Raw genomic sequence first — 26,404 nt, 5'->3', positions numbered from 1 at the left:
ACCCCCTGCGCGAGTGGTGAAAAACCACGACTTTTCAGCAAGATTTCGCCGAATATACACGAACGTATTCGCATCCACGCTCACGCTTGAGCACGCTGAGAGTCATGAGCAGTGGATCCTCGCCCGAAATCCGACGCTTCACATGCGTCGACTCCGCGCTGAGCGAGCTGGCCAGAGCAGCCCGCGAGGACACCGCTATGCCGGATTTCACGAGCGTCCTCGCTGAGCACCAGAACGCCGGACGCGGACGCAGCGGACGCGAATGGCTCGACGATTCAGGCTCCTCCCTCCTGCTCGCCACCCTCATTCGCGTCAATGATGCGGATCTTCCCTGGGCGACACTCCTCGCAGGCCTCGCCGTGTGCGACACCCTCGAAGCCCGCGGCCTCACCCCTGGCCTCAAATGGCCCAATGACGTCCTCCTTGAGGGGCGCAAAGTCTGCGGGATCCTGTGCGAACACATCGACACCATCGCCGCACACCACCGAGTCGGCGTGGGCATTGGAGTGAACATCGGCATTGTTCCCGAAGGGGCGGGCCCCATTGCGGGCGCAATCCCCCTGGAAGAAGGCGAATCCGCATCCACCGTCCGCGAATCCCTTCTCGCGCACATCCTCGCCGCCCTCGACAGGCGACTCGCGCAGACTCAGAGCGAATGGCGCTCCGACTACCTCTCCCACCTGCACGGACTCGGTGAAACGACGAGCGTCCGCCTGCCCGGCTCCGAGGCGCGCACCCTCACGCCCATCGGCATCAGCGAAGACGGGGCGCTCGAAGCAGTCGACGAGTCCGGACAATCCTTCAGCCTCAGCGTCGGCGACGTCGACCTTCCCACAGCCCGTCAAGGAGAACGCGCATGAGCATCTTCCGTACCCGTAGGGGTCCCAAGCCGATCCACAAGCTCCTCATCGCGAACCGCGGCGAAGTCGCGGTCAGAGTCATCCGCACCGTACGCGAACTCGGCATCACCACAGTCGCCGTGTACTCGGACCAGGACATGCGCTCTCAAGCCTGCGACCTCGCAGACGAGGCCTACGCCCTGGGCGGCAGCGCCCCGGCGGACACCTACCTCTCGGCCAACGCGATCCTCCAAGCCGCGAAGAAGACCGGCGCGGACGCCATCCACCCCGGCTACGGCTTCCTCTCCGAAGACCCCGAATTCGCCTCCGCAGTCCACAAAGCGGGCCTGACCTGGGTCGGCCCGAAGGCCAGCGCGATTCGAGCCCTGGGCAACAAGATCTCCGCCCGCTCAATCGCCGCCTCCTCGAAAGTCCCCGTGATCCCCGGAGGGCCCCTCCCGGCGAAGGTTTCAGAAGGACTCGGCGCGACCCTTCAATTCGCCCGACGCCACGGCTACCCCGTCCTCATCAAACGCGCGGACGCGGGCGGCGGGCGCGGGATCACCCGCTTCGACAACGACGAGGATGTCCGCAGGCATTTCCAAGGGCTCGAAGACTCCGCGTTGAAGGAATGCTTCCTGGAGAAGATGGTCCTTGGGGCCCGCCATGTGGAAACCCAGTGCGCCAGAGACACTCACCTCAACTTCCGCGTCGTCTCGACGCGGGACTGCTCGGTCCAGCGGCGCAACCAGAAAATCATCGAAGAGGCTCCCGCGCCCCACCTTCCCGTCGGCGTGGAAGAAGCCCTCGAGAACTACTCTCGCGCCCTCTTCGAAGCGATCGACTACACGGGCGTCGGCACCTGCGAGTTCCTCGTCTCCGCCGATTCGCATATCTACTTCCTCGAAGTGAATCCTCGCCTCCAAGTTGAACACACCGTCTCCGAAGAGGTCAGCGGCCTCGACCTCGTCGCCGAACAGCTCCGCATCGCTTCTGGCCAACCCTTGTCCGAGCCGACCCACTCGCGCGGCCATTCCATCGAAGTGCGCATCACCTCTGAGAACCCGGCGGATGATCTTATGCCCGCGACCGGGAGGATCCGTTCAATCACCTGGCCCGGCGGCCCCGGGGTGCGCGTCGATTCCTTCGTGCGTACAGGAGACTCGATCGGTTCGGACTACGACTCCCTCATCGCGAAACTCATCGTCACCGGCCCGAACCGTTCCCTCGCCCTGGCCCGCCTACTGCGGGCGATCGACGAATTCACAGTCGAGGGCCTGCCGACCAGCGCGCCGATGCTCACACACATCCTCACCCACCCCGACTTCTGCGGACCCGACTCTCCGCGCGCGAAGGGCACGAATAGCTCCGCCTCCTCTCAAGACGAGGACGCGCCCGCGCATTGGAAGCGCTGGCCGAAGACGAGAAGCGACTTCGCCGTGTACACGAAGTGGTTCGAGGACCTGCGCATCCTCGACGAAGTGAAAGAAGGGCTCTGCCAAGAACCCGGGACGCGCAGCGACAGAGGCGAAGTTCCGGTCGAGGAAATGCAGTCCTTCACGATCGAGATCGATGGTCGCCGCGCGGTCCTCAAAGTGCCGAGCGGATTCTTCGCAGGCCCCAGAGGCACGGCCACTGCGGACTCAGGCGAACAGCCCACGAGGCGCCAACTCCTGCGGGGCCGCGGCGCCCGAAAAGCCCAAGCCCACACCGCATCGGGCCCCTCCCTTCGCGCCCCGATCCAGGCGACCGTCGTGCGCGTCCTCGCCTTGCCCGGCCAGAAAGTCGCAGCAGGCGACCTCGTCCTCGTCCTCGAGTCCATGAAGATGGAAAAACCGATCCTCGCCCATGAGGCCGGACAGATCGTCGACATTCACGTCAAGCCCGGGGACACCGTGAAAGCAGGAGACCTCATGGTCTCCATCAACCCCATCGAGGAGGCGCAATGAGCCCCGAGATTCCCGCATCGAACAGCTCCCCGGCGGATGAGCCCACCCAGGCGACAGATAAGCCAGTCGAGGCCACTGTGGACACAGCCGCCCAGGCAAGCGCCCCCCAGGACGCCCAGACCGCCCAGGTCGCCCAGACCCCTATGCTTCACCCCCTCCAGGCCCCCGCATCGGACAGCGCCCCCGAAACGGTCGCCGTGTCGAGGCAAAACTTCATCGAACGCAACCGCGAGATCGTCGACGCCGCAGAAGAACGCGCACGCTCGCGCCAACACCCCCACGGGCGTCGAACCGCCCGGGAGCGCATCGCCGAGCTCCTCGACGAGAACAGCTTCGCCGAACTCAACCGCTTCGCAGGCGGAGACATGACGAAGGGTTCACTCGGCTCCGCCGTCATCACCGGCCTAGGCAGTATCGACGGCCGACCAGTCGCCGTCTACGCCCAAGACTTCTCCATCATGGGCGGAACACTCGGCGAAGTGGAGGGCGACAAGATCCTCCACCTCATGGACCGCGCGCTCTCCCTGCGCATCCCAATCATCGCCCTCCTCGACTCAGGCGGTGCCCGCATCCAAGAGGGCGTAACCGCCCTCGCCCAATACGGGCGGATCTTCAAAAAGACGAGCGAATGCTCAGGGGTCGTCCCGCAGATCTCCGTGATCCTCGGCCCCTGCGCCGGGGGCGCCGTTTACGGGCCCGCGCTTACGGACTTCATCATCATGACGCGCAAATCCTCCTACATGTTCGTCACGGGCCCCTCGGTCGTGAAGGCCGCGACGGGTGAGGAGATCGCCGCAGAAGATCTCGGAGGCGGCGACCTGCATAACTCCATCTCCGGGGTCGCCCACTTCCTCGCCGAGGACGAGGAGGAAGCCCTGGACTACGCCAGGACCCTCCTGTCCTACTTCCCCTCGAATTGCGAAGAGGAGCCACCGCTTTTCGCCTACGATCCGGCGCTGAGCGAACCCCAGAATGCAAGGCGCGTCGGAGAGCTCGTTCCCGAATCCCCCAAGCAGGCCTACGACATGGTGGAGGTCATTGAGGCGATCGCCGATAACGAGGAGTTCTTGGAGGTGCAGCCCCTTTTCGCGCCCTCGGTCCTCATCGGCTTCGCAAGCTTCGAAGGCCGCCCCGCCGGAGTCGTCGCCTCCCAGCCCCTCGCCGATGCGGGCACCCTCGACGTGGACGCCTCCGAGAAGGCCGCCAGGTTCGTCCAGTTCTGCGACGCCTTCGGCCTGCCGGTCGTCACCCTCGTCGATGTGCCCGGCTACCGTCCCGGCTCTGAACAGGAGCGAGCCGGAATCATCCGCCGAGGCGCAAAACTCATCACCGCCTATGCGAACGCGACCGTCCCCCTCGTGACGGTCATCATCCGTAAGGCATTCGGAGGCGCCTACATCGTCATGGGCTCCAAGTCGCTCGGCGCGGACGTCAACTTCTCCTGGCCGGCCTCGCAGATCGCAGTCATGGGTTCCGAGGGCGCGGTCGACATCGTGTTCCGCCGCCAGCTCGCCGAGGCCGGAGCGCAAGGCCGCGACGTCGCCGAGCAGCGCGCCCACTATCAGCGCCTCTACGAGCAGACCGCGGTCAACCCGAACCTCTCCCTGCACGGGGGCCAACTCGACGGCCTCATCGAACCCGGACGGACCCGAGAAGCGATCTCGCGCTCGCTTCGAGTCCTCGCCCGCAAGCGGCGCAACATCAACTCCCCCCGAATCCACGACAACGCGCCAATGTGACGGGCGCCCCTCGACCACTCACTCCCACGATCCTCAAGGAACGGACTTCTCGATGACTTCGATTCTCAACAGCCTCGACCCCCGCTACGTGCTCCTCTTCGGAGGACAGGGCTCGGCCTGGCGACGCGCCCTCGACGAATCCCTCGCCCTGCCCCACCAGGGCGAACAGATCCGCATGGCCTTCGACTCGGCCACGAAGCTCCTCTCCCCCATCGCCCTCGAGCTGCTCAGCGCCGCCCCCGGCGCCTCCGATCGTCTCGGCGAGATCCTTGCAGGAGGCTCGACGGACTCGGAGTCCGATTCCGATCCGGCAGTGTCCGGCCCCGGCATCCTCCTCGCCCAGCTCGGGGCCCTCATTGACCTGGACGCCGCGGGCCTCGATCTTCACGAACACCGGCCCCAGGCGATCCTCGGCCACTCCCAGGGCCTCCTCGGCGCCAGGCTTGCGACAGCCTTCATTGACGAGGACGAGCAGGCGAGCCACGAGGTCATCGCCCTCGCGGTGCTCATTGGCTCCGCAGCGCAGAAAGTGTCCCGCAGGATCGGGGCGACGCCGCGTCGTTCCACGACCCCGATGCTCGCCGTCCGGGGCTTGGATTCCACGCTCGTCTCCTCACTGATCGAGAAGATTGACGATGTCTCGGTCGCCGTCGTCAACGGCCCCGACGCTCTCGTCCTCTCCGGCCTGCCGAAGGCCCTCGACGAAGCACGCCAGGCCCTCGAGAAGAGCGCGGCCGCGAAGAATGAAGAGCTGGAGGAGCGTCTCCACGGGGGTTCGCCCCTGAGCCTCTCCTTCGATGCCCTGCCCGTCGCGGCCCCCTTCCACTCCGAACTCCTCAACCCGGCCCTCGCCCTCGTTGACGAGTGGGTGGAGCGCATCAACGCGGCGGGCAAGACGATCGATGCCGCTGCGGCCCATGATCTCGCCGCCCGCATCCTCGTCCACCCGGGAGATTGGGCCGGCGAAATCAGTGCCCTCCTCGAAAGAGGCACCCGAGTCCTCCTCGACCTGGGCCCCACTGCGATGGTCGGTCGCCTCAGCGCGCCCCTGCTCGCAGGCACGAGTGCGCAGGTCGTCGACGCTTCGACGCGCGCCGCACGCACGGCCCTCGACGTTCCCGGCTCTCACCTGGACGAGCCCGTCAGCTGGGAGTCCTTCGCACCGCGCCTCGTGCGCCTGCCCGATGGGCGCCGCCTCGTCGACACCGCCTTCACCCGTCTCACCGGCAAGTCCCCGATCCTCCTTCCCGGAATGACTCCGACGACCGTCTCCCCTGAGATCGTCGCGGCCGCCGCGAACGCGGGGCACTGGGCGGAGATGGCCGGAGGCGGCCAGTACTCCGAAGAGGTCTTCACTGAGAACCGCACGGGCCTGGAGGCACTTCTCGAGCCGGGCCGCACTGCGGGCTTCAACACGATGTTCTTCGACCGTTTCATGTGGAACCTCCAGTTCGGCGTCACGAAGATCGTCCCGAAGGCTCGCCGCGCGGGCTCTCCGATCGACGCGGTCACAATCGCGGCGGGCATCCCCGAAGCCGAAGAGGCCCGTGAACTCATCGCCCAGCTTCGCGCCGACGGCTTCGAATACCTGTGTTTGAAGCCGGGTACGGTCGAGCAGATCCACCAGGCCCTCAACATCGCCGAGGAGAACCCCGAGGTTCAACTCATCCTCCAAGTTGAGGACGGCCACTCGGGAGGACACCACTCCTGGGAGAACCTCGACGACCTCCTCCTCGCGACCTACGCGCAGATCCGCGCGACCCCGAATGTTGTTCTCGCCGTCGGCGGCGGCATCGGCCGCCCCGAGGACGCGGTCTCCTACATCACGGGCGAATGGTCTCGCGCGCACGGCCGCCCGCTCATGCCGGTCGACGCGGTCCTCGTCGGCACCGCCGCAATGGCAACCCTCGAAGCGCGCACCTCCCCGCAGGTCAAGCGCCTCCTCGTTGAAACCCCCGGCGTGGACGGCGACGGCTGGGTCGGGCGCGGCAAGGTCCGCGGCGGCATGACCTCCGGCGTGTCGCACCTTGATGCGGACATGCACGAGATCGAGAACTCCTCAGCTGCCGCCTCCCGCCTGATCCACGAGCTCGGCGGCGACCTCGAAAAGATCGAGGCACGTCGAGACGAGGTGATCGGCGCCCTCGCGAAGACCGCGAAACCCTACTTCGGCGATCTCGAGGACATGACCTACGCCCAGTGGGCGAGCCGAGTCGTCGAATTGTCTTTCCCCTACGCGGATTGGACCTGGGCTGACCGCGTCCTCGACCTTTTCCACCGCATCGAAGCCCGCCTCTCGCCCCTCGATCACGGCGAATTCGAGACCCTTTTCGCGGACGTGGACGCGATCGAAGATGCCCCGGCCGCCCTGGAGCGCCTCCTCGAGGCCTACCCGCAGGCCCTGAGCGCCACGGTCGCCCCCTCCGATGCCGAGTGGTTCCCCTCGTTGTGCCGCAAACACCACAAGCCCATGCCTTTCGTTCCCGCATTGGACGCGGACCTGGCGCGCTGGTGGGGCACCGACACCCTCTGGCAGGCCCAGGACCCGCGTTTCGACGCGGACTCGGTCCGCATCATCCCCGGGCCCCGCTCCGTCGCGGGCATCACCCGCGTCGACGAGCCCATCGGCGAACTCTTCGGCCGCTTCGAAAACGCTCTCGTCGACGCCCTCGCCGAGGCCGGGGCCCCCGAGACCGAAGTGTGGTCGCGCTTCCACGATGCCGCGGACCTGGAGTCCTTCGTGCGCGAAGTCCCCTTCATCCAGTGGGCGGGCACCCTCGTTGCGAATCCCGCGAAGACGATGCCCGTGCAGACCACGATCAGCGTTGACGACAAGGGCCTGGCAAGCATCGAAGTCACCTGTGAGACCGCATGGGACGGGCTGGGAGAAGAAGCCCCACACGCAGTGCGTCGCATCGACATCCCGATCCTCACCTCCGAGGCGTGCCGCACGGGCGGCGTGCCCGTCGTCGATATGGAGCGCCTATCCATCAGCGCCTACGACCTTCTCGCCGGTGCCGCGGGCGTTGGCACCGTGACCGTAAACGGCGACCGCATCGACGCCATGCCCGCCGTCGAAGCCGGTGAGGGATTCGGCCTCGTCCGTGATTCCTTCACCCTGAGCGCCGACCTGGGGCCCGCGCACGGAGCCGTCACCGGCGCGGCCCTTCGCGCCGAACTCACCCAGATCGTCCCCGATGCACTCGTCGGCCCCTGCTGGCCCGCGATCTACACTGCGCTCGGCTCCGCGATCCACGACGGCGTGCCCGTCATTGAGGGCCTCGTCAACGCGGTCCACCTCGACCACACGATCCGCTTCGACGCCGAACTTCCCGCGCCAGGCTCGCGCATCGAAGTCGAGGGACGCTGCGCCGAACTCTCGGAGTCCTCCGCGGGCCGTGTCGTGCGTGTCGAACTCGAACTCTTCTTCGAAGGCGTCCGCTTCGCCCGCCTCACTGAGCGCTTCGCAATCCGCGGCCGAGTCGCCTCGACCCAGCCGCCCTCGGGCGCTCCTTCGATTTCTTCGGACATCGGGCTTGCGGACACTCCGCGTTCCTTCATCCGCCGCGCCACTATCATCGCGCCAGCCGATATGACGGCCTTCGCGAATGTGTCCGGCGACTTCAACCCGATCCACACTTCCGCCGCTGCGGCCGGGCTCTCTGGTCTTTCCGCTCCCCTCGTGCACGGCATGTGGCTTTCGGCCTGCGCCCAGCACCTCATCGAGGCCGAGGGGGCGAGTCCTCTTGATGCTCCCGCCCGCGACTCTGTGATCCGCTCAATCCCGACTCCGCACCTCGAGATCGAAGCCTGGTCGTATCAGATGCACGGCATGGTGAACCTGCGCGACCGCGTCGAGATCACCATTGAGCGCGTCGGCCGGGCCGGCGGGCGTCTCCTCCTGGAGGCGACCTGCCGCGTGAACGGCGATGTCGTGTCGATCGGCACCGCACTCGTTAAGGCTCCAGCAAGCGCCTACGTGTACCCCGGCCAGGGGATTCAGCGTCAGGGCATGGGGATGGAGTCGATGACCCCTGCGATCCGCGAAGTCTGGGAGCGCGCCGATCGGGCGACCCGCGAGCGCCTCGGCTTCTCGATCCGCGCGATCGTGGCCGATAATCCGACGCAGATCCGCATTGGATCACAGGTGCTGCGCCACCCCGAGGGCGTTCTCAACCTCACGCAGTTCACCCAGGTTGCCCTCGCGACCCTCGCCTACGCGCAGACCGCCGATCTGGAGGCTCAGGGGGCGTTCGTGGAGGGCTCCTACTATGCGGGCCACTCTTTGGGCGAGTACAACGCTCTCGCCGCTTGTGCGGAAATCTTCCCCTTCGAGAAAGTCCTCGAGATCGTCTACCAGCGCGGATCCGCGATGCACAATCTCGTCGAACGCGACGCTCAGGGGCGTTCGAACTACCGGATGGGCGCGCTGCGTCCGAACCAGTTCGGCGTCACCGACGAGGGCGTGCGCGCCTACGTCGAATCCGTGGCGGAGAAGACGGGCGAGTTCCTCCAGATCGTCAACTACAACCTGGCGGGTTCGCAGTACGCCATCGCCGGCACGATCGCGGGCCTGGATGCTCTGGCCGCCGATGCGGATGAGCGCGCCGCCGAGTTCGGCGGTCGTCGTCCCTTCATGCTGATCCCCGGCATTGACGTCCCCTTCCATTCGATCAAGCTGCGCGCAGGAGTTGCTCCCTTCCGTGAGCGTTTGGAGGCCCTCATCCCCGAGGACGTGGACCTTGAGGCGCTCGAGGGCCGCTACATCCCGAACCTCGTGGCCCGTCCCTTCGAGGTGAGTCGCGAGTTCGCGGAGTCGATCCTCGAGGTCGTCCCCTCCGAGTCCGTCCAGGCCCTCCTGGCCGACTGGGAGGGTGCACGAGCCGATCGGGCGCGGACTGCTCGCACGCTCCTCGTCGAGCTTCTCGCCTGGCAGTTCGCCTCCCCGGTCCGCTGGATCGAAACCCAAGATCTTCTGCTCAACGCGGGTCGTCTCGGCGTGGAGCGCATCATCGAGATCGGTTTGGGCACCGCCCCGACGCTCGCGAATCTCGCCTCGAAGACTTTGTCGATGCCCGCCTACGCGGGCCGTACGGTCGAGGTCTTCAACTTGGAGCGCGATTCGGCGAGGATCCTCGCCACCGACACGGTGTCGGCCCCCGTGGACGCCGAGGCCCCGGCGCCCGCAAGCGAGGCGTCGGCGCCGGATTCTTCTGCCGAAGCCTCCTGCGCCCCTTCGGCGCCCGCCACGGCCGAGGCGCCCGCTCCTGCAGCACCGGGCGCGGCTCTTGAAACGAAAGCGGAGGCTCCCACCGCTGGCGCCGTGGATGCCGCTCAGGTCCCGGATATGCCGCTCAGCGCATCCGAGGCTGTGAAGATCCTCCTCGCGCACGGAACGAAGATCCGCGTCGAGCAGATCGACGCCTCCGACACGATCGACTCTTTGACGAATGGCGTGTCCTCGAAGCGCAACCAGCTCCTCATGGACATGGCCGCGGAATTGTCGATCCCCTCGATCGAGGGCGGAGCAGAAGCCCCGATGAGCGCCCTCATGGCCTCAATCGATCAGGCGGCACCGACCTACGCCGCCTTCGGCCCTGTCCTCAGTGAAGCGATCTCCTCCAGGCTCCGCGTGTTGCTCGGCGGCGCGGGCCTCAAGGCCGCGCATGTTTCCAAGCGCGTGACCGGCCACTGGCAGCTCGGCCAGGGGTGGGCGCAGCGTGTGAACGCGCGCATCCTCCTTGACACTCGTGAAGGTGATTCCGTGCGCGGAGGCGCTCTCGCCTCACTGCCCGCAGCCCCGGCTTCAGCTTCCGAGGTCGACGCCCTCGTCGATGCGGCCGTGGGGGCCGAGGCCTCTGCGCTCGGCATTGCGATCGCCGCTCCAGGCGCCGCTGGAGGCGCTTCGGGTGAGCTCGTGGACTCTGCGGCGCTCACCGCCCTGACGGAAAGGATCCTCGGCTCCGATGGGCTCCTCGCCACCCAGGCGCGTTCCCTCCTCGCGGCACTCGGACACGAAGAGGCTGAAGCTCCTAGTGCAGGCGAAGACCTCTCTGCTCTCGCGGCCGCCGTGGACACAGAGCTCGGTGTCCGCTGGCTCGACTCGGTGCGTCCCGCTTTCACTCCTGAGCGCGCAGTCCTTTTCGATGACCGTTGGGCTCTTGCCCGCGAGGACCTCGCCAGGGCCGCTGCCGGTGAATTCGACGTGTGCGCTTTGAGTCTTCACGCTTTCCGCGCCGGAGGCTCCGATCTTGCCGATTTGGCGAATTGGTACGCGAAGCACGCCGAGGGCGACAAGCGACTCGCCTTCGAGAGGATCGCGCAGGCCGCCCTCGAAGAGGCCGATGACGAGTTCGCGGGCGATATCGCCCTCGTGACCGGTGCCGCTCCGAAGTCGATCGCCGCGGCCGTTGTTGAAAGGCTCCTCGCCGGTGGGGCGAGCGTCATCATGACGTCCTCTCGGATCAACGATGCGCGCCTCGCCTTCGCCAAGGAGCTGTACCGCGCTCATGCGTCGATCGGCGCGAAGCTGTGGCTCGTGCCCGCGAATATGGCGTCCCTGCGTGATATCGACGCCCTCACCGAGTGGATCAGCTCGGACTATTCGGAGACCTCGGGTGCGAGCTCGACCCTCGTGAAGCCGGCTCTCCTGCCGACTCTGCTCATCCCCTTCGCCGCTCCCCCCGTGTCGGGAACTCTGGGCTCAGACCCGCATGGGGCGATGGCGCAGGAGCGCCTCCTCTTGTGGTCGGTGGAGCGCACGATCGCGAAACTCGCGACCCTCGACGCTTCGACGGCGATCGATCATCGTCTCCACGTCCTCCTGCCGGGCTCCCCGAACCGTGGAATCTTCGGCGGGGACGGCGCCTACGCGGAGGCGAAGGCCTCCTTCGACACGATCTGCACGAAGTGGTCGAATGAGCGCGGCTGGCCCGAACGCGTCACCCTCGCTCACCCGCGCATCGGCTGGGTAAAGGGCACGACCCTCATGGGCGGCAATGATCTGCTCGTCCCCGCAGCCGAAGCTGCGGGAGTGCACGTGTACACGAGCGAGGAGATCGCGACGAGCCTGGTGGAGCTCCTGAGCCACAAGACCCGCGAGGAAGCTGCGCTCGCCCCGGTGGATATGGATCTGACGGGCGGCCTGTCCGATGCGGGTCTGGATCTTCCGGCGCTCGCCGCTGAACGCGCACGAGCAGCAGCGAACTTAGCTCCCGCCTCGAAGGATGCGAAGGCGACACTCTCCGCCCTGCCGAACCTTGTGACTCCCGTCCTCGCAGATCGACTCGAGTGGAACGAGGTCGAGGCCGGCCTTGATGAGCAGATCGTCATCGTCGGCGTCGGCGAAGTGTCCGCTTGGGGTTCAGGGCGCACGCGCCACGAGGCCGAGCACTCCAGCGCCGATGTGGAGCTGAGCGCCGCGGGCGTCCTCGAACTCGCCTGGATGATGGGCCTCGTGCACTGGGCGGACTCGCCCGCACCGGGCTGGTACGACTCCGAGGACAAGCCCGTCGAGGAGGCAGCGGTGTACAAGCGCTTCCACGACGAGGTCGTCGCCCGCTGCGGCATCCGGCCCCTCGACGATGATGGATTCCTCATTGAGGGCGGCTCCGATGATGCGGCGACTGTTTTCCTCGCGAGCGATCAGGAGTTCACGGTCGATTCCCAAGAGGACGCGCAGGCTTACTTTGCCGCCGACCCGGCCCGGACGAAGGTTATGCACGATGAGTCCTCCGGGGAGTGGAAGGTCCGCAAGCTCGCGGGCTCCGCGATCCGGGTGCCGCGCCGCGCGACCCTCACCCGTTCGGTTGCGGGCCAGATCCCCGCGGACTTCGATCCGGCGAAGTGGGGGATCCCCGCGTCCATGATCGAGGCCCTCGATCGGATCGCCGTGTGGAACCTCGTGACCGCCGTTGATGCTTTCGTGTCTGCGGGCTTCACCCCGATGGAGCTCCTCCAGGCCGTTCACCCGGCGGATGTGTCCTCCACTCAGGGCACTGGGATTGGCGGCATGGAATCACTGCGCAAGGTGTTCCTCTCCCGTTTCCTCGGGGAGGATCGCCCTCAGGACATCCTCCAGGAGGCCCTGCCGAATGTTGTCGCCGCGCACACGATGCAGTCCTACATCGGCGGCTACGGGCAGATGATCCACCCGGTCGGCGCTTGCGCGACCGCGGCGGTCTCCATTGAGGAGGCTTGTGACAAGATCGCGCTCGGCAAGTCTGATTTCGTGGTCGCCGGCGGTATTGACGATATCGGCGTCGAGTCCCTCACGGGCTTTGGCGATATGAACGCGACCGCCGAGTCTGCGGCCCTGTATGCGCGCGGCATTTCTCCTCGTCGTTTCTCGAGGGCGGGAGACCGTCGTCGGGCGGGCTTCCTCGAGGCGGCGGGCGGCGGTACCGTCCTTTTGACGAGGGCATCCATTGCCGCCGACATGGGGCTTCCGGTCCTCGGCGTGATCGCCTATGCGCGTTCATTCGCCGATGGGGCGCACACTTCGATTCCCGCTCCGGGGATTGGCGCGATGGCGGCCGCGCGCGGCGGCGTCGACTCGGGCTATGCGAGGGCTCTGGCGCGCCTGGGCTTGAGCGCCGATGATGTGGCCGTCGTGTCGAAGCACGACACCTCCACGAAGGCCAACGACCCGAATGAGGCGGAGCTTCACGCGACCCTGTCGCGGGCCCTGGGCCGAACCCCGGGCAACCCGCTGCATGTCATCAGTCAGAAGACCATCACGGGTCATGCGAAGGGCGGCGCGGCGCTGTTCCAGACGGCCGGTTTGACGGAGGTGTTCCGCGACCAGCAGATCCCCGGAAATGCTGCGCTCGACTGCCTCGATCCGCAGATGCGCAAGTTCGCGCCTCTCGTGTGGCTGCGCACGCCTTTGAACCTTGAGGCGACGCCGGTCCGCGCGGGGGTCCTCACCTCCCTCGGATTCGGGCATGTCTCCGCCCTTGTCGCGCTCGCCCATCCGAGTGCTTTTGAGACGAGGCTCGCCGCTGAGCGGGGCGAGGACGCGGCCGCAGCTTGGCGTGAGGCTGCGAGTAGGCGTCTTCGGGAGGGTCGTGCGCGACTCGAAGGGGCGATGATCGGGCGCGAGCCCCTCTTCGAGCCCATTGAGGGGCGCAGGCTCCCCGAGTCTCAGGCCCATGCGGTCGAAGAGGCGCTCCTGCTCGACCCGGATGCGCGTCTGGGCGCTTCGGGCGTGTACGGGACGCGGGCGTGAGGGCTGCGCGCCTCATCCTCGGCCAGGGGACCGGGGTGGATCTCACTCCGGTCCCCGCGATCGCCGAACGCCTAGAGGCTCCGGGCACCGTGTTCGCCCGCGTGTTCACCGACCGCGAGTGGGCGTATTGCCTTGGGCTCGACACCGAGGCGCCTGCAGGTACTTCGGGCGCGCTCGGGGGTGGCTCGGGCGCAGGGGGGAGTTCCTCAGGCGTGGCGCTGGGCGCCTCGGGCCCCTTGAGAGGCTCTTCGGTCCCCGTGAATGGTGCTCGCAGTATTGAGCTCCATGCGGGATCTCAGGCCCCCAGCAGGCCCGGCCCTCGCGCCCTTGAATCTCTTGGAGCCCGTTGGGCGGCGAAGGAGGCAATGATCAAAGCCTGGTCCTCGCTCATCGCCCCTAATCCCCCGGTTGTGCCCGAAGAGGAGGTGAAGTGGTCGCAGATCGAGGTGGTTCACGACCGTCATCGCCGCCCGCGCCTGCGTTTCAGCGGCGATATCGCCTGCGCGCTCGCTGATTTGTCTGCCGAGCTTCGGGCCGATCTTGAGTGGTCCGTGTCCCTTTCACACGAGGGCGGTTTTGCCCTTGCTTTCGTTCAGGTCCTCGCATTGGCAGATCCGCTGGGGCTTGAAGATCTTTCTCCATCGTCTTGATTTCATTGATTCTTCATTCGGCTTGCGCAGATTGTGTGTCATTCGCTCACTGCGCTTGGTCGAGGCTTGATCGATGAAAGGGATACACGCACCGCTCTGCCCTGTGCATTCGTTCCCTCGTCCACCACACCTCTTTCTTTCCCGTCCATCACCCCTTGTTCGTCCCCCTTTGAAAGGCCTGTTCCAATGTCGATTCCATCTCTGACTCCCACCCCCGTCCTCGCCGACCGCCTCTTTTCTGTCCGCTCCCTTTCGCGCGATGCTGCGCTCGTAGGGACTGCGGCCCTTGGCGTTGGCCTTCTCGCACAAGTGTCGATTCCCATGTGGCCTGTGCCGATCACCGGTCAGACTCTTGGTGTCATGCTCGCAGGGGCGATCCTCGGTTCGCGTCGAGGAGCTAGCGCCATGACGCTGTACGCGACTCTTGGTCTTGCAGGCGTCCCCTGGTTCTCCTCCTTCGGCGCAGGCCCCGCCTACCTGCTCATGCCCTCTTTCGGTTTCATCCTCGGTTTCATCCCGACGGCGTGGCTCATCGGTCGACTCGCTGAGCGCCGCTGGGACCGTTCCCCTCTGGCCTCCCTCGGAGCCTTCGGACTTGCCTCCACAATCCCCTTCCTCGTGGGCGTGCCGTGGATGTGGATGACCCTCTTTCTCGTCAAGGGCACCGCTTTGAGCCTATGGGCAACCCTTTCAGCGGGATTCTTCCCCTTCATCCCGGGCGGAGTCGTGAAATGGGTCCTCGCTTCGATGATCCTCACCGGAACGTGGAAGATTCTTGGCGCGCGCGACTCGGCTTGCGAATCGACTCAAGGCTGAGAATCGTCGAAGACTCCACGGTTTTTGCTTTTCTCGTAGGAGTGCACCTCAGTCAACGCTCTCGAGGGGAGTGCATCCACAGATTCGGCGAAGTGCGTTCACGGATTGAGCCGGATTGGAGCACTCATAGTCCGAAAGTCCCCTTTTTCTTAAGGTGGAGGCTCAATGAAAGTATTGACGAATCTCACATTCCGTGAAAATTGAGGAATTCAGGGGGATTGAACGCGCAAAAAGAAGGGCGAAAGGAGTTAGGCTCAACCGTCACCATCAAGTCCTCGACCGAAGGCAGAGCCGTGTCATCACACAGCACTTCGCATCGCGAAGCCCCGGGGGCCAATCGGGTCCTCACCATGTCCACCATCTCCTTCACCCTGATGTTTGCGGTGTGGTTGATGTTCGGTATCCTCGGCAAGCCGATCCAGAAGGAGTTCGGCCTCGACGCCGTTCAACTCTCCTGGATCAGTGCAGTCGCCGTCCTCAACGGATCCATGTGGCGCCTCCCCTCCGGTATCCTCGCCGACCGTTTCGGCGGGAAGATCGTCATGACCGTCATGATGATCCTCGGCGCCATCGCCTCCATCGGCGTCTCCCTCGTTCCGACCGACAACTACGCGATGCTCCTCGTCCTCGCCTTCTGCGTCGGCATCGTCGGTAACTCTTTCTCCTCGGGCGTCGCCTGGAACTCCGCGTGGTTCTCCGACCGTCGTAAGGGCTTCGCTCTTGGCGTTTTCGGGGCGGGCAACGTCGGAGCTTCGGTCACCAAGCTCATCGGACCGGGGATCATCGCAGCCACCGCCGGCTCCACCTACATCCTGGGAATCCAGGGCGGTTGGCGTCTCATCCCCGTCGTCTACGCGACTCTCCTCATCATCTTCGTCATCCTCCAGTGGTTCATCACTCCTGCTCAGGACCGCAAGCCCGCAGCTTCCGTCAAGCTTTCGACGATGCTCGAACCGCTCAAGGACATCCGCGTGTGGCGGTTCAGCCTCTACTACGTCATCGTCTTCGGCGCTTACGTGGCCTTCTCCGCGATCCTTCCGACGTTCTACGTCGATAATTTCGGCGTCTCCCTGGCGAGTGCGGGCCTGTTGACCGCGACCTTCATCTTCCCCGCATCCTTGCTGCGCCCCTTCGGCGGGTGGGTCTCCGATAAGTGGGGAGCCCGCGTCGCGATGTACATCACCTTCGTGACGATCGGCGCCTTCTTCACGATCCTCATGATCCCTTCGGGCGTCAACGCCGAAACCGGTCAGGCCTTCGGTCTGCCAATCTGGCTCGTCGTCTTCATCATCTTCCTCATCGGCTGCTCGATGGGCATTGGCAAGGCCGCCGTCTACAAGCACATCCCCACCTACTTCCCCGACCACGTCGGCTCGGTCGGCGGCCTCGTCGGAATGCTCGGCGGCCTTGGCGGCTTCTTCCTGCCCCCGCTGTTCGCCTACGTCCAGAAGTGGACAGGTCTGATCTCGACACCCTTCATCCTCATGACGATCATCACCGGTGCAACCCTCATCTGGATGCACCTGGTCATCCAGAAGATGAAGCGCATGGCGCCAGAGGCCGATCACATCGAAGTGCCGCACAAGGCACGCTGATCCTGCAAGCATCGGGGCGTCCGATTATCGAGGACCTCCCGATGTTGCGTCGGATGCTTGTCGCCCACCCTTTGCTCTACGCATTGGGTGGGCGATTCCTATTGTGGGAGTTCGCTGTCTGAGGGCAATGAGCCGCCTGCCACCGCATCCCTATTCACAGCGGGGTAGGCGCTCATATTTTCGCCATCCCCGGATTCGCCGCGACTCGTCACTTCACGAAGCGTCCTTTCACCTAAGCGCTCGCGCCACCAGGCGAGGTCTTCAGGGGTATCGAGGTCGCGGCACTCTGGCCCCGCTTCGACCTCGACGAGCTTCATGCGCGAAAGCACGGAGCGCACCGAACGGTCGTGGAGCGAAGAAGAAGAGCCCCGCCCCTTGTCAAGAGCTCGAAGAAGGGGACCCACTCTATAGGCGCCTTGGAGGTACTGGCGAAAGGCCCGGGCTTGTCCGCCGAGGATGACAGCCCCTTCAGCTTCGGGATCTGAATCGAGAGCGCGAAGGAGTCGGGGCGCAAGGCTTGCCACTCCGGGAGAATCGACTGAGAAGACGAGGAGGACTCCCCTGCTGCCCCCTTCGGTCTTCTCAGCGGCGAGGAGTGCGTGAAGACCTGCTTCTAGTCCTGCCAGTGGCCCTCCTCCTGGAGGATCTTCCATTGTGCGCAGGGTGCCCGCAGGCACGGCCACGGAGTCAGGAGCGATGACGACTCTTCCCCAGGAGGTCAAAGGCGAGAGGGAATCCAGAACTCGGTCGAGCAGGCGGCCCCCGAGCTCAAGGTCTGATTTGGATGCGCCTCCGAGACGTTTTCCCTTTCCGCCTGCAATGATGAGGGCTCCAATACGCGCTGCAGCGTCCGTGTCCCTCTCGCCCATGTCCCCTCTTCCTATCCGCCAGATATTCACTGGATTTTTCCCTAGTAATATAGAGGATATGACCATCCCTTCTGTCCGTATCGCGCCCCCTTCCGCCGTTAAGGAGGCGGTGCCTACGCGACTCGTTGATCGTTTCGGTCGCATCGCCCGCGATCTGCGAATCTCTCTGACTGATCGCTGTAATCTTCGCTGCTCATACTGCATGCCCCCCGAGGGCCTCGAATGGCTTCCCACCGAGGACACCCTCAACGATGAAGAGGTGGTTCGCCTTGCGCGCATCGGGGTGGAGCTCCTAGGGATTCGCGATCTGCGCTTCACCGGGGGTGAGCCTCTTTTACGCCGGGGCCTTGAGGACATCATCGCCCACTGCGCTTCACTCACCACAGACGAAGGACGTCGTCCCGGCATCGCTTTGACGACGAATGCTCTTGGCCTCGATAAGCGTGCACACTCATTGGCGAAAGCGGGCCTGGACCGCGTCAATGTCTCGCTCGACACCCTCGATCCGCAGCATTACGCGCAAATCACTCGCCGCGATCGGCTCCGTGATGTCCTCAAAGGGCTTGATGCAGCCGCCAAGGCGGGATTGCGTCCGATCAAGGTCAACGCGGTCGTTCTGCGCGGCATCAACGACGCCGACCTGCCTGATCTGCTCGATTTTTGCCTTGAGCGCGGGATCGAGTTGAGGATCATTGAGCAGATGCCGATCGGTCCGCCGAGCACATGGGATCGTCAAAAGATCCTCACCCGCAACGATATCCTCCATCTCCTTTCGACCCGCCATATCCTCTCCCCCCTTGACAGAGTTGACCTTCATTCGCCCACCCGCTCATGGTCGGTGGATGGTGATCCTCAACGCCTTGTCGGCATCATCGCCTCCGTGTCGGAACCCTTCTGTCAGGCCTGCGATCGTACTCGCCTCACGAGTGATGGGATGATCCGTTCCTGCCTGTTTTCGACTGAGGAAAAAGATTTGCGCACACTGCTTCGTTCGGGCGCTACGGATGAGCAGATTGGCGAGGCGTGGTGTGAGGCGATGTGGGTCAAGCCCCTCGCCCACGGCCTCGACACGGATGCTTTTGCCATCCCTTCGCGGACGATGTCCGCAATCGGCGGGTAATTCGCATGCCCCTTTTCGCGTAATTCGCCCCCCTCATTCCCTGCTCGTCCTCCACCCTCCGCACATCCTCCTTTTAAAACAGTCTTTGACCTGCGCTTTTATCGAACATTTGCGCACCCGTCAAAATTGCGCGAAGCAGTTATTTTTACTGATACCCTCCCTCTAAAACCACGCACGATCCACCCTCGAACACCATCGGGAGGAACCATGAGCACAACGACCGCATCCCCACAATGGCAGGGCCGAGTCCTAGAGGGATGGAATCCCGAAGAAGCCGAGCACTGGAGTTCCCAGATCGCATGGAGAACCCTTGCGATCACGACCTTCTCCCTCATCCTCGGCTTTGCTGTCTGGTTCCTCCCCAACGCAATCGCCCCGAAGCTCAACGACTTGGGCTTTGAACTCTCCAAGACCCAGCTCTACTGGCTCACCTCCATGCCCGGCCTGTCCTGCGCAGCCTTGCGCATGGTCTACATGTTCCTGCCCGCCACCATCGGCACCCGCAAGATGGTCTACTGGTCGTCCCTGCTCTACGTCCTGCCGATGATCGGCTGGTTCTTCGCAGTTCAAAATCCCAATACCTCTTTCGCGCTCCTCCTGCTGCTCTCCTTCGCCTGCGGCATCGGAGCGGCGACCTTCTCCGGTTACATGCCCTCCACCGGTTTCTTCTTCCCCAAGCGCCTCCAGGGAACCGCCCTTGGCCTGCAAGGAGGCCTCGGCAACCTCGGTATGTCCGTCATTCAGCTCAGTGCCCCCTTCCTCATGAGCATGAGCCTCTTCGGAGTCACCTGGATCGCGCCCAAGGCCGCCGCGAATCCCCCCGTCGTCGTCAACGCTGTCATTTTCTTCATCCCCTGGTCGCTGCTCGCCGCGCTCCTCGCCTTCCTCTTCCTCAAGGACGTTCCCCTCAAGGCGAATGTCAAAGAGCAGCTCGACATCTTCGGCAATCCGAACACCTGGTACATGACCGTCTTGTACATCATGACCTTCGGTCTCTTCTCCGGTTTCGGCGCCCAAACGGCCCTCATCATCAACAACAACTTCGGCAAGCTCTCACCCCTGGCCGAATCCTTCAACCCCGATACCCTGCCCGTCGGCCTGTCCTACGCCTTCCTCGGCACCCTCATCGGCGCGGTCCTGCGCTTCGCCTGGGGGCCCCTGTGCGACAAGTTCGGTGGCGCGATCTGGACCTTCGTCTCCGCCATCGGAATGGCGCTCACACTCTCATGGTGCGGATGGGTTCTCATGACGACGGATGACCCCTCCGACTTCACACCCTTCCTCATGGGCATGCTCGCCATGTTCTTCTTCGCGGGCGTCGGAAACGCCTCGACCTTCAAGCAGATGCCGATGATCATGCCGAAACGTCAAGCCGGAGGCGCCCAGGGCTTCACCGGTGCAGTTGCCGCCCTCGGCCCCTTCCTCGTCGGCGTCGCCCTGACCCTCATGCCTGCCCACGTCTTCTACTTCGTCGCGGCCAGCTACTGCGTCCTGTGCGCCGTCCTGTGCTGGATGCGCTACGCCCGCCCCGGTGCCCCCTTCCCCGGCTGATCTCGTCGGGCCGCCTCTCCAATCGGCCCCACGACTCGCCACAGCCCCTCAGACCAACCCACAGGAGTCCCGATGACCTCCACCACCCCCTCCCCGAAGGCGACGGGCGCAGCCCTCTTCGCGATGGGCTCGTGGCTGCGACGCGGCACCGCGAGTACAGACGCCCGCCAGCTCTTCCTCGAAGGCGGGCGCGAAGCCGACGAGTTCTACCGCCAACGCCACCACTACGACAAGGTCGTCCGATCCACCCACGGCGTGAACTGCACGGGCTCATGCTCGTGGAAGGTCTACGTCAAAGACGGCGTCATCACCTGGGAATCCCAGGCGACCGACTACCCTTCGACCGGACCGAATATGCCCGACTACGAGCCTCGCGGCTGCCCGCGCGGCGCGGCCTTCTCCTGGTACGAGTACTCCCCGACCCGCATCAAGTACCCCTATGCGCGCGGCGTCCTCGTCGATATGTTCCGCGAAGCGAAGGCGCGCCTGGGTGACCCGGTACTCGCCTGGGGTGATATCGTCTCCGATCCGAAGAAAGCGAAGGCCTACAAATCCCAGCGAGGCCGCGGCGGAATGGTCCGAGTCTCCTGGGAAGAAGCCATTGAGATGATGGCCTCCGCCTACGTGTGGACCGTCAAGACCTGGGGACCCGACCGCTGCGCGGGCTTCACCGTCATCCCCGCTATGTCGATGGTGTCCTATGGTGCGGGCGCCCGATTCCACCAGCTCATCGGTGGAACGATGCTCTCCTTCTACGACTGGTACGCCGACCTTCCCCCGGCCTCGCCCCAAGTCTTCGGCGACCAGACCGACGTCTCCGAAGCGGGCGACTGGTACAACGCCCAGTACCTCATCATGTGGGGCACGAACCTGCCCCTGACCCGCACCCCCGACGCCCACTTCATGACCGAGGCCCGCTACCATGGCCAGAAAGTCATCGTCGTCTCCCCCGACTATGCGGAGAACACGAAGTTCTCCGACGAGTGGCTGCGTGTCCACCCCGGCACCGACGCCGCCCTCGCCGAAGGCATGGCGCATGTCGTCTTCAAGGAGTTCTACGTCGATAAGCGTGAGGAGTTCTTCGCCGACTACGTGAAGCGATACTCGGACTCCCCCTTCCTCGTCACCCTCGACGAGGTCGACGCGAAATCCCTCGAAGGCGTCGTCGGAGCCGAAGGCCTCACCTCCTCCTACGCTCCCGGCAAGTTCCTCACGGCCTCCATGATGCCCGAGGGCACGACCGAGAGGAGCGAGCACAATGAGCACCGTCCCCTCGTCATCGAGGCCGATGGCACCGTGAAGGATCCGGGCGGAACCCTCGCCGACCACTACGGTGAAGAGGGAGCGGGCAAGTGGAACCTCAAGCTTGAGGGCGTCGAACCGGTCCTGTCCATAATGGACACGAACGAGTGGGAGCCCGTTGAGGTCCTCCTCAACCGTTTCGACCTGCCTTCCTCGCAAGGCACCGAGTCCGTGGGCGCCGGCGTCGTGCGCCGCGGCGTTCCCGCCCGTCGAGTCAATGGCCGTCTCGTCACGACCGTCTTCGACCTCATGCTCGCCCAGCACGCCGTCGAACGCGATGGCCTTCCCGGACAGTGGCCCAGCGGCTACGACGATCCGAGTTGCCCGGCGACCCCCGCCTGGCAGGAGACCATCACCGGGGTTCCCGCTGCAGCATGCGAGAAGATCGGACGTGAATTCGCACTCAATGCCCTCGCTTCCGAGGGCCGCTCCATGATCCTCATGGGCGCGGGTACGAACCACTACTTCCACTCCGACCTCATGTACCGCGGATTCCTCACCCTCACGACGATCTGCGCCTGCGAGGGCCGCAATGGCGGCGGCTGGGCCCACTACGTCGGCCAGGAGAAGGTCCGCCCGATCACCGGCTGGCAGCAGTACGCCCTCGCCCTCGACTGGCAGCGGCCGCCGCGTCAGATGATCTCGACCGGCTGGTACTACATGACGACGAGCCAGTGGCGCTACGACGGCGCCCGCGCCGACGCTATGGCTCATCCCCTTGGCGCCGGCAAACTCGAAGGCATGACGATCGCGGACACCCTCGTCGAGGCCGCACAGCGCGGATGGATGCCCTCCTTCCCCGCCTATGATCGTTCACCGCTCGAACTCGGACGCCAGGCGAAGGAAGCGGGAATGGCTCCCGCCGACTACGTCGCCCAAGAACTCAACGAAGGACGTTTGAAGTTCGCCGTGACGAACCCCGATTCGCCCGAGAATTTCCCACGCATCCTCGCGAACTGGAGGACGAACCTCCTGGGCTCTTCCGCGAAGGGCACCGAGTTCTTCCTCAAGCACATGCTCGGCGCTGAAAACTCCGTCAACGCGGAAGAACTGCCCGAGGACGCGCGCCCGCACTCGATCGAGTGGAGGGATGAAGCGGCTGAAGGCAAGCTCGACCTCATGTGGGTCGCGGACTTCCGCAACACCTCGACCACGCTGCACTCCGATATCGTCCTTCCCGCGGCGACCTGGTACGAGAAGGAAGACCTGTCCTCCACGGACATGCACCCCTACGTCCACTCTTTCAACGCCGCGGTCAAACCGCCGTGGGAGGCGAGGACGGACTTCGAGATCTACCGCAGCCTGGCGAAGGTGTTCTCGCGCTTCGCGAAGGATCATCTCGGCACACAGCTCGACGTCATGTCGATCCCGCTGTTCCACGACACCCCCGACGAATACACCCTGAAGAACGGCATGGTGCCCGAGCGCAAGGGATGGCATCCGGGCGTGGACATGCCGAAGATCATCCCGATCGAACGCGATTACACGATGATCGGCACGAAGTTCGAACGCCTCGGCCCGCTCGCGAAGAAGGCGGGACTCGTCCAAAAGGGCGTTTCCTTCGACCCGGCCATTGAGGTCGAGAAGCTCGGTGATCTCAACGGCCGCGCACCCATGGACGGGCTTCCCGGTGAGGGTTCGGCCCTCCTGGACTCTGCGGTGAAGGCCGCCGACATGATCCTCATGTTCTCGGGTACGACGAACGGTCGTCTCGCCTACACGGGCTTCAAAGACCTCGAGAAGCGCACGGGCACCAAGATGGCCCAGCTCGCCGAAGGAGATGAGGAGAAGCGCATCACCTTCGCGGACACGACGATCCAGCCCCGCTCGGTCATCACCTCCCCGGAGTGGACGGGCTCAGAAACCGGCGGGCGGCGCTACTCGGCCTTCTGTCAGAACATTGAGCAGTCCCGCCCCTGGCACACCCTCACGGGTCGCCCGCAGTTCTACATCGATCACGACTGGATCCAAAACCTCGGCGAGTCCCTACCCGTGTTCCGTCCTCCGCTCGACATGGCGCACATGTACGGCGAGAAGCCCGTCGGCCACGTCGGCACTTCGCAAGAGGGCACGGCCGAGGTCGCGGTCCGCTACCTGACGATCCACAACAAGTGGTCGATCCACTCGCAGTACTTCGACAACCCCTACATGCTGACGCTCGGCAGGGCGGGCCAGACCATCTGGATGAGCCCGCAGGACGCCGAGAAGATCGGTGTGAAGGACAACGAATGGGTGGAGGCCTACAACCGCAACGGCATTGTCTCGGCCCGTGCAGTCGTCTCCCACCGCATTCCCGAGGGCACGGTGTTCATGCACCACGCCCAAGAGCGCATGGTCGGCACTCCTTTGACGGAGCGCACCGGCAAGCGCGGGGGCATCCACAATTCGCTCACGCGTATCGCGATCAAGCCGACCCACATGGCCGGCGGTTACGGCCAGATCTCCTTCGCGTTCAACTACTACGGCCCGACGGGCAATCAGCGCGACGAGGTCACCGTGATCCGCCGCCGCAATCAGGAGGTGCAGTACTGATGAAGGTCATGGCACAGATCGCGATGGTGATGAACCTCGATAAGTGCATCGGCTGTCACACCTGTTCGGTCACCTGCAAGCAGGCGTGGACGAACCGCGAGGGCACCGAGTACATGTGGTTCAACAATGTCGAGACCCGCCCCGGTGTCGGCTACCCGCGCGGATGGTCCGACCAGGACAAGTGGCGGGGCGGTTGGCGTCGAACGAAGCAGGGCAAGCTCGTCCTCGAACAGGGTGGGCGACTCGCGACCCTCGCGAAGATCTTCCACAATCCGACGATGCCGACCCAGGACGACTACTACGAGCCCTGGACCTACGAGTACGACAAGCTTTTGCGTACCCCCGCGAACCAGAAGTCCGTGCCCTCCGTCCCCCCGGTCTCTCAGATCACCGGCGAGGAGATGGGCACGGTCAACTGGGGTCCGAACTGGGATGATGATCTGGGCGGTTCGATGGAGACCCTCGACTCAGACCCCGTCCTCAAGCAGATGAACCTGCAGGTTTCGAAGACCATCGAAGACGCCTACATGTTCTATCTGCCGCGCATCTGCGAGCACTGCCTCAACCCGGCGTGTGTTTCGGCCTGCCCTTCCGGCGCGATGTACAAGCGCACCGAGGACGGCATCGTCCTCGTCGACCAGGACAAGTGCCGAGGCTGGCGCATGTGCGTCTCGGCCTGCCCCTACAAGAAGGTCTACTTCAACCACAAGACCGGCAAAGCTGAGAAATGCACCCTGTGCTATCCGCGCCTCGAGGCGGGCCTGCCCACGGTCTGCTCCGAAACTTGCGTGGGTCGTCTCCGCTACCTCGGGGTGCTCCTCTACGACGCGGATCGCGTGTCCGAGGCCGCGGCCACCGAGAACGAGGGGGACCTGTACGAGGCTCAGCGTTCGATCCTCCTCGACCCCTTCGACCCGGAGGTCGTGGAGGCGGCGAAGGCGAACGGCGTCCCGCATTCGTGGATCGAGGCCGCCCAGCAGTCGCCGGTCTACACACTCATCCACACCTATGCTCTGGCTCTGCCGCTCCACCCCGAGTTCCGCACCCTGCCGATGGTTTGGTACGTGCCACCGCTGTCCCCGGTCGTTGACCAGGTGACCGCCTCCGGTTCAGACGGTGAGGACCACAAGATCTTGCTCTCTGCGATCGCGAAGATGCGTATTCCTCTCGAATACCTCGCGGGCCTGTTCACCGCCGGCAACACGAAGCCGGTCGAGTTGGCGCTGCGTCGACTCGGTGCGATGCGCTCCTACATGCGCGACATTCACAACGGTGAAGAGGGCAATGAGCAGATCGCAGCTGCCGTGGGCATGACCGGCGTGCAGCTCCAGGAGATGTACCGGATGCTCGCGATCGCGAAGTACGACGACCGCTACGTCGTGCCCACCACCTCGCCTGAGCTTCCCCGAGGGATCGCCGGACTCGAGGATTGCCCCGTGTCCTACGATGTGGAGGCCTTCCACGGGATGTCCACCCCGAAGGGCGGCTCAACCCCCGAGGGCCGCACTATGCTCCCCCTTGAGGTACTGAAATGAGTACCCTCATCGGCCAGCCCCGCCTCCCCAGCCCTGCGCTGGAGCCGGTGAGCGACGAGCAGAAGCGCTTCGTCCGCATGGCGTGCTCGCTCCTTCTCGACTATCCAGACGAGAAGACTGCTGAGGAGCTCGCTACGGTGCGCGCCGGACTTGATGGTCTTCCCCTCCCCGTCGCCGAGCGTCTGCGCGCGTTTTGCGACGCGGCAGAGAGCATGAGCCTGCGCGAACTCGAAATCGCCTATGTGGAGACCTTCGATCAGAGGCGCCGCTGCGCCCTCGGCCTGACCTACTACACCCATGGGGACACGAGGTCGCGAGGCCAAGCGATCATCGGTTTCAAAGAAGCGCTCAAACGCTCCGGCTTCGAGGTGGAACGCGAAGAACTCCCCGATCACCTGCCTCTCCTCCTTGAGTTCGCAGCCCTTGATGATTCCGGTGTCGCCGAGAATCTTCTCGAGGCGAACCGGGAAGGCATTGAAGTGGTCCGTTCAGCCCTGCGTTCCTATGCGTCCCCCTGGGCGGAGCTCCTCGAAGCCCTCGTCCTGACTCTTCCCGAAGCGACCCCCGAGGTCGTAGCCGCCTATCAGCGGCTCATCTCGCAAGGTCCCCCGACTGAACTCGTCGGGATCGGTGATCTTACGTCCACTCCTTCCCCGCTCCTCGTCTCGGAAAGGTGAC

13 protein-coding genes are annotated in these 26,404 nt (G+C 64.7%); 12 read left to right on the top strand and 1 reads right to left on the bottom strand.

Annotated elements, in window-relative coordinates; genetic code table 11:
* The first annotated feature begins 104 nt into the window (after positions 1-104).
* From JFX23_RS03095 to JFX23_RS03065, 7 genes are all read left to right on the top strand, one after another.
* A complete protein-coding gene (locus JFX23_RS03095) occupies positions 105-860 on the top strand; it encodes a biotin--[acetyl-CoA-carboxylase] ligase (protein ID WP_198775666.1) in 756 nt (251 codons plus the stop codon).
* A complete protein-coding gene (locus JFX23_RS03090; RefSeq protein WP_198775665.1) occupies positions 857-2,788 on the top strand; it encodes an ATP-binding protein in 1,932 nt (643 codons plus the stop codon). The genes JFX23_RS03095 and JFX23_RS03090 overlap by 4 nt, the downstream gene beginning before the upstream one ends.
* A gap of 143 nt (positions 2,789-2,931) precedes the next feature.
* On the top strand, positions 2,932-4,527 hold the full coding sequence (locus tag JFX23_RS03085) for an acyl-CoA carboxylase subunit beta (protein WP_198775688.1): 1,596 nt from the start codon (positions 2,932-2,934) through the stop codon (positions 4,525-4,527).
* A 52-nt stretch (positions 4,528-4,579) separates the two neighbouring features.
* Positions 4,580-13,756: a type I polyketide synthase gene (locus JFX23_RS03080; protein WP_198775664.1), complete on the top strand. Its 9,177-nt coding sequence runs from the start codon at positions 4,580-4,582 to the stop codon at positions 13,754-13,756.
* Positions 13,753-14,406, top strand: coding sequence for a holo-ACP synthase (locus JFX23_RS03075; RefSeq protein ID WP_198775663.1), 654 nt, complete (start codon positions 13,753-13,755; stop codon positions 14,404-14,406). Before JFX23_RS03080 ends, JFX23_RS03075 begins: the two co-directional genes overlap by 4 nt.
* 186 nt (positions 14,407-14,592) lie before the next feature.
* Positions 14,593-15,222: a biotin transporter BioY gene (locus JFX23_RS03070; RefSeq protein WP_198775662.1), complete on the top strand. Its 630-nt coding sequence runs from the start codon at positions 14,593-14,595 to the stop codon at positions 15,220-15,222.
* A gap of 350 nt (positions 15,223-15,572) precedes the next feature.
* On the top strand, positions 15,573-16,817 hold the full coding sequence (locus JFX23_RS03065; RefSeq protein ID WP_233050516.1) for an MFS transporter: 1,245 nt from the start codon (positions 15,573-15,575) through the stop codon (positions 16,815-16,817).
* A gap of 98 nt (positions 16,818-16,915) precedes the next feature.
* Here the strand turns inward: JFX23_RS03065 and mobA are convergent, their stop codons facing one another.
* Positions 16,916-17,686, bottom strand: a complete 771-nt coding sequence (mobA, locus tag JFX23_RS03060; protein WP_198775660.1) for a molybdenum cofactor guanylyltransferase — start codon at positions 17,684-17,686, stop codon at positions 16,916-16,918.
* A 58-nt stretch (positions 17,687-17,744) separates the two neighbouring features.
* On the opposite strand from mobA, the gene moaA reads away from it, so the two are divergent.
* The 5 genes from moaA (at position 17,745) to narJ (ending at position 26,403) form a co-directional block, all read left to right on the top strand.
* The gene (moaA, locus tag JFX23_RS03055) at positions 17,745-18,806 is read left to right on the top strand and encodes a GTP 3',8-cyclase MoaA (protein WP_198775659.1); all 1,062 of its coding nucleotides are present in this window, start codon (positions 17,745-17,747) and stop codon (positions 18,804-18,806) included.
* Between the two features lie 207 nt (positions 18,807-19,013).
* Entirely contained in the window at positions 19,014-20,357 is a 1,344-nt protein-coding gene (locus tag JFX23_RS03050; protein WP_198775658.1) for an MFS transporter, read from the top strand.
* 72 nt (positions 20,358-20,429) lie between these two features.
* The gene (locus tag JFX23_RS03045; protein ID WP_198775657.1) at positions 20,430-24,191 is read left to right on the top strand and encodes a nitrate reductase subunit alpha; all 3,762 of its coding nucleotides are present in this window, start codon (positions 20,430-20,432) and stop codon (positions 24,189-24,191) included.
* A complete protein-coding gene (gene narH, locus JFX23_RS03040; RefSeq protein WP_198775656.1) occupies positions 24,191-25,726 on the top strand; it encodes a nitrate reductase subunit beta in 1,536 nt (511 codons plus the stop codon). Before JFX23_RS03045 ends, narH begins: the two co-directional genes overlap by 1 nt.
* Positions 25,723-26,403, top strand: a complete 681-nt coding sequence (gene narJ / locus JFX23_RS03035; RefSeq protein WP_198775655.1) for a nitrate reductase molybdenum cofactor assembly chaperone — start codon at positions 25,723-25,725, stop codon at positions 26,401-26,403. The genes narH and narJ overlap by 4 nt, the downstream gene beginning before the upstream one ends.
* Position 26,404 lies beyond the last annotated feature (1 nt).

The sequence above is a fragment of the Schaalia cardiffensis genome (genome assembly GCF_016405145.1).
Lineage (GTDB): Bacteria > Actinomycetota > Actinomycetes > Actinomycetales > Actinomycetaceae > Pauljensenia > Pauljensenia cardiffensis.
This window is presented reverse-complemented; position numbering and strand designations above follow the sequence as displayed.

What these genes read in the sequence shown, in the direction of transcription:
- moaA (WP_198775659.1), top strand. Translation starts at nt 17,745, where the DNA reads ATGACCATCCCTTCTGTCCGTATCGCGCCCCCTTCCGCCGTTAAGGAG.
- JFX23_RS03050 (WP_198775658.1), top strand. Translation starts at nt 19,014, where the DNA reads ATGAGCACAACGACCGCATCCCCACAATGGCAGGGCCGAGTCCTAGAG.
- JFX23_RS03065 (WP_233050516.1), top strand. Translation starts at nt 15,573, where the DNA reads ATGTCCACCATCTCCTTCACCCTGATGTTTGCGGTGTGGTTGATGTTC.
- JFX23_RS03070 (WP_198775662.1), top strand. Translation starts at nt 14,593, where the DNA reads ATGTCGATTCCATCTCTGACTCCCACCCCCGTCCTCGCCGACCGCCTC.
- JFX23_RS03095 (WP_198775666.1), top strand. Translation starts at nt 105, where the DNA reads ATGAGCAGTGGATCCTCGCCCGAAATCCGACGCTTCACATGCGTCGAC.
- JFX23_RS03090 (WP_198775665.1), top strand. Translation starts at nt 857, where the DNA reads ATGAGCATCTTCCGTACCCGTAGGGGTCCCAAGCCGATCCACAAGCTC.
- narH (WP_198775656.1), top strand. Translation starts at nt 24,191, where the DNA reads ATGAAGGTCATGGCACAGATCGCGATGGTGATGAACCTCGATAAGTGC.
- JFX23_RS03045 (WP_198775657.1), top strand. Translation starts at nt 20,430, where the DNA reads ATGACCTCCACCACCCCCTCCCCGAAGGCGACGGGCGCAGCCCTCTTC.
- narJ (WP_198775655.1), top strand. Translation starts at nt 25,723, where the DNA reads ATGAGTACCCTCATCGGCCAGCCCCGCCTCCCCAGCCCTGCGCTGGAG.
- JFX23_RS03080 (WP_198775664.1), top strand. Translation starts at nt 4,580, where the DNA reads ATGACTTCGATTCTCAACAGCCTCGACCCCCGCTACGTGCTCCTCTTC.
- JFX23_RS03085 (WP_198775688.1), top strand. Translation starts at nt 2,932, where the DNA reads ATGCTTCACCCCCTCCAGGCCCCCGCATCGGACAGCGCCCCCGAAACG.
- mobA (WP_198775660.1), bottom strand. Translation starts at nt 17,686, where the DNA reads ATGGGCGAGAGGGACACGGACGCTGCAGCGCGTATTGGAGCCCTCATC.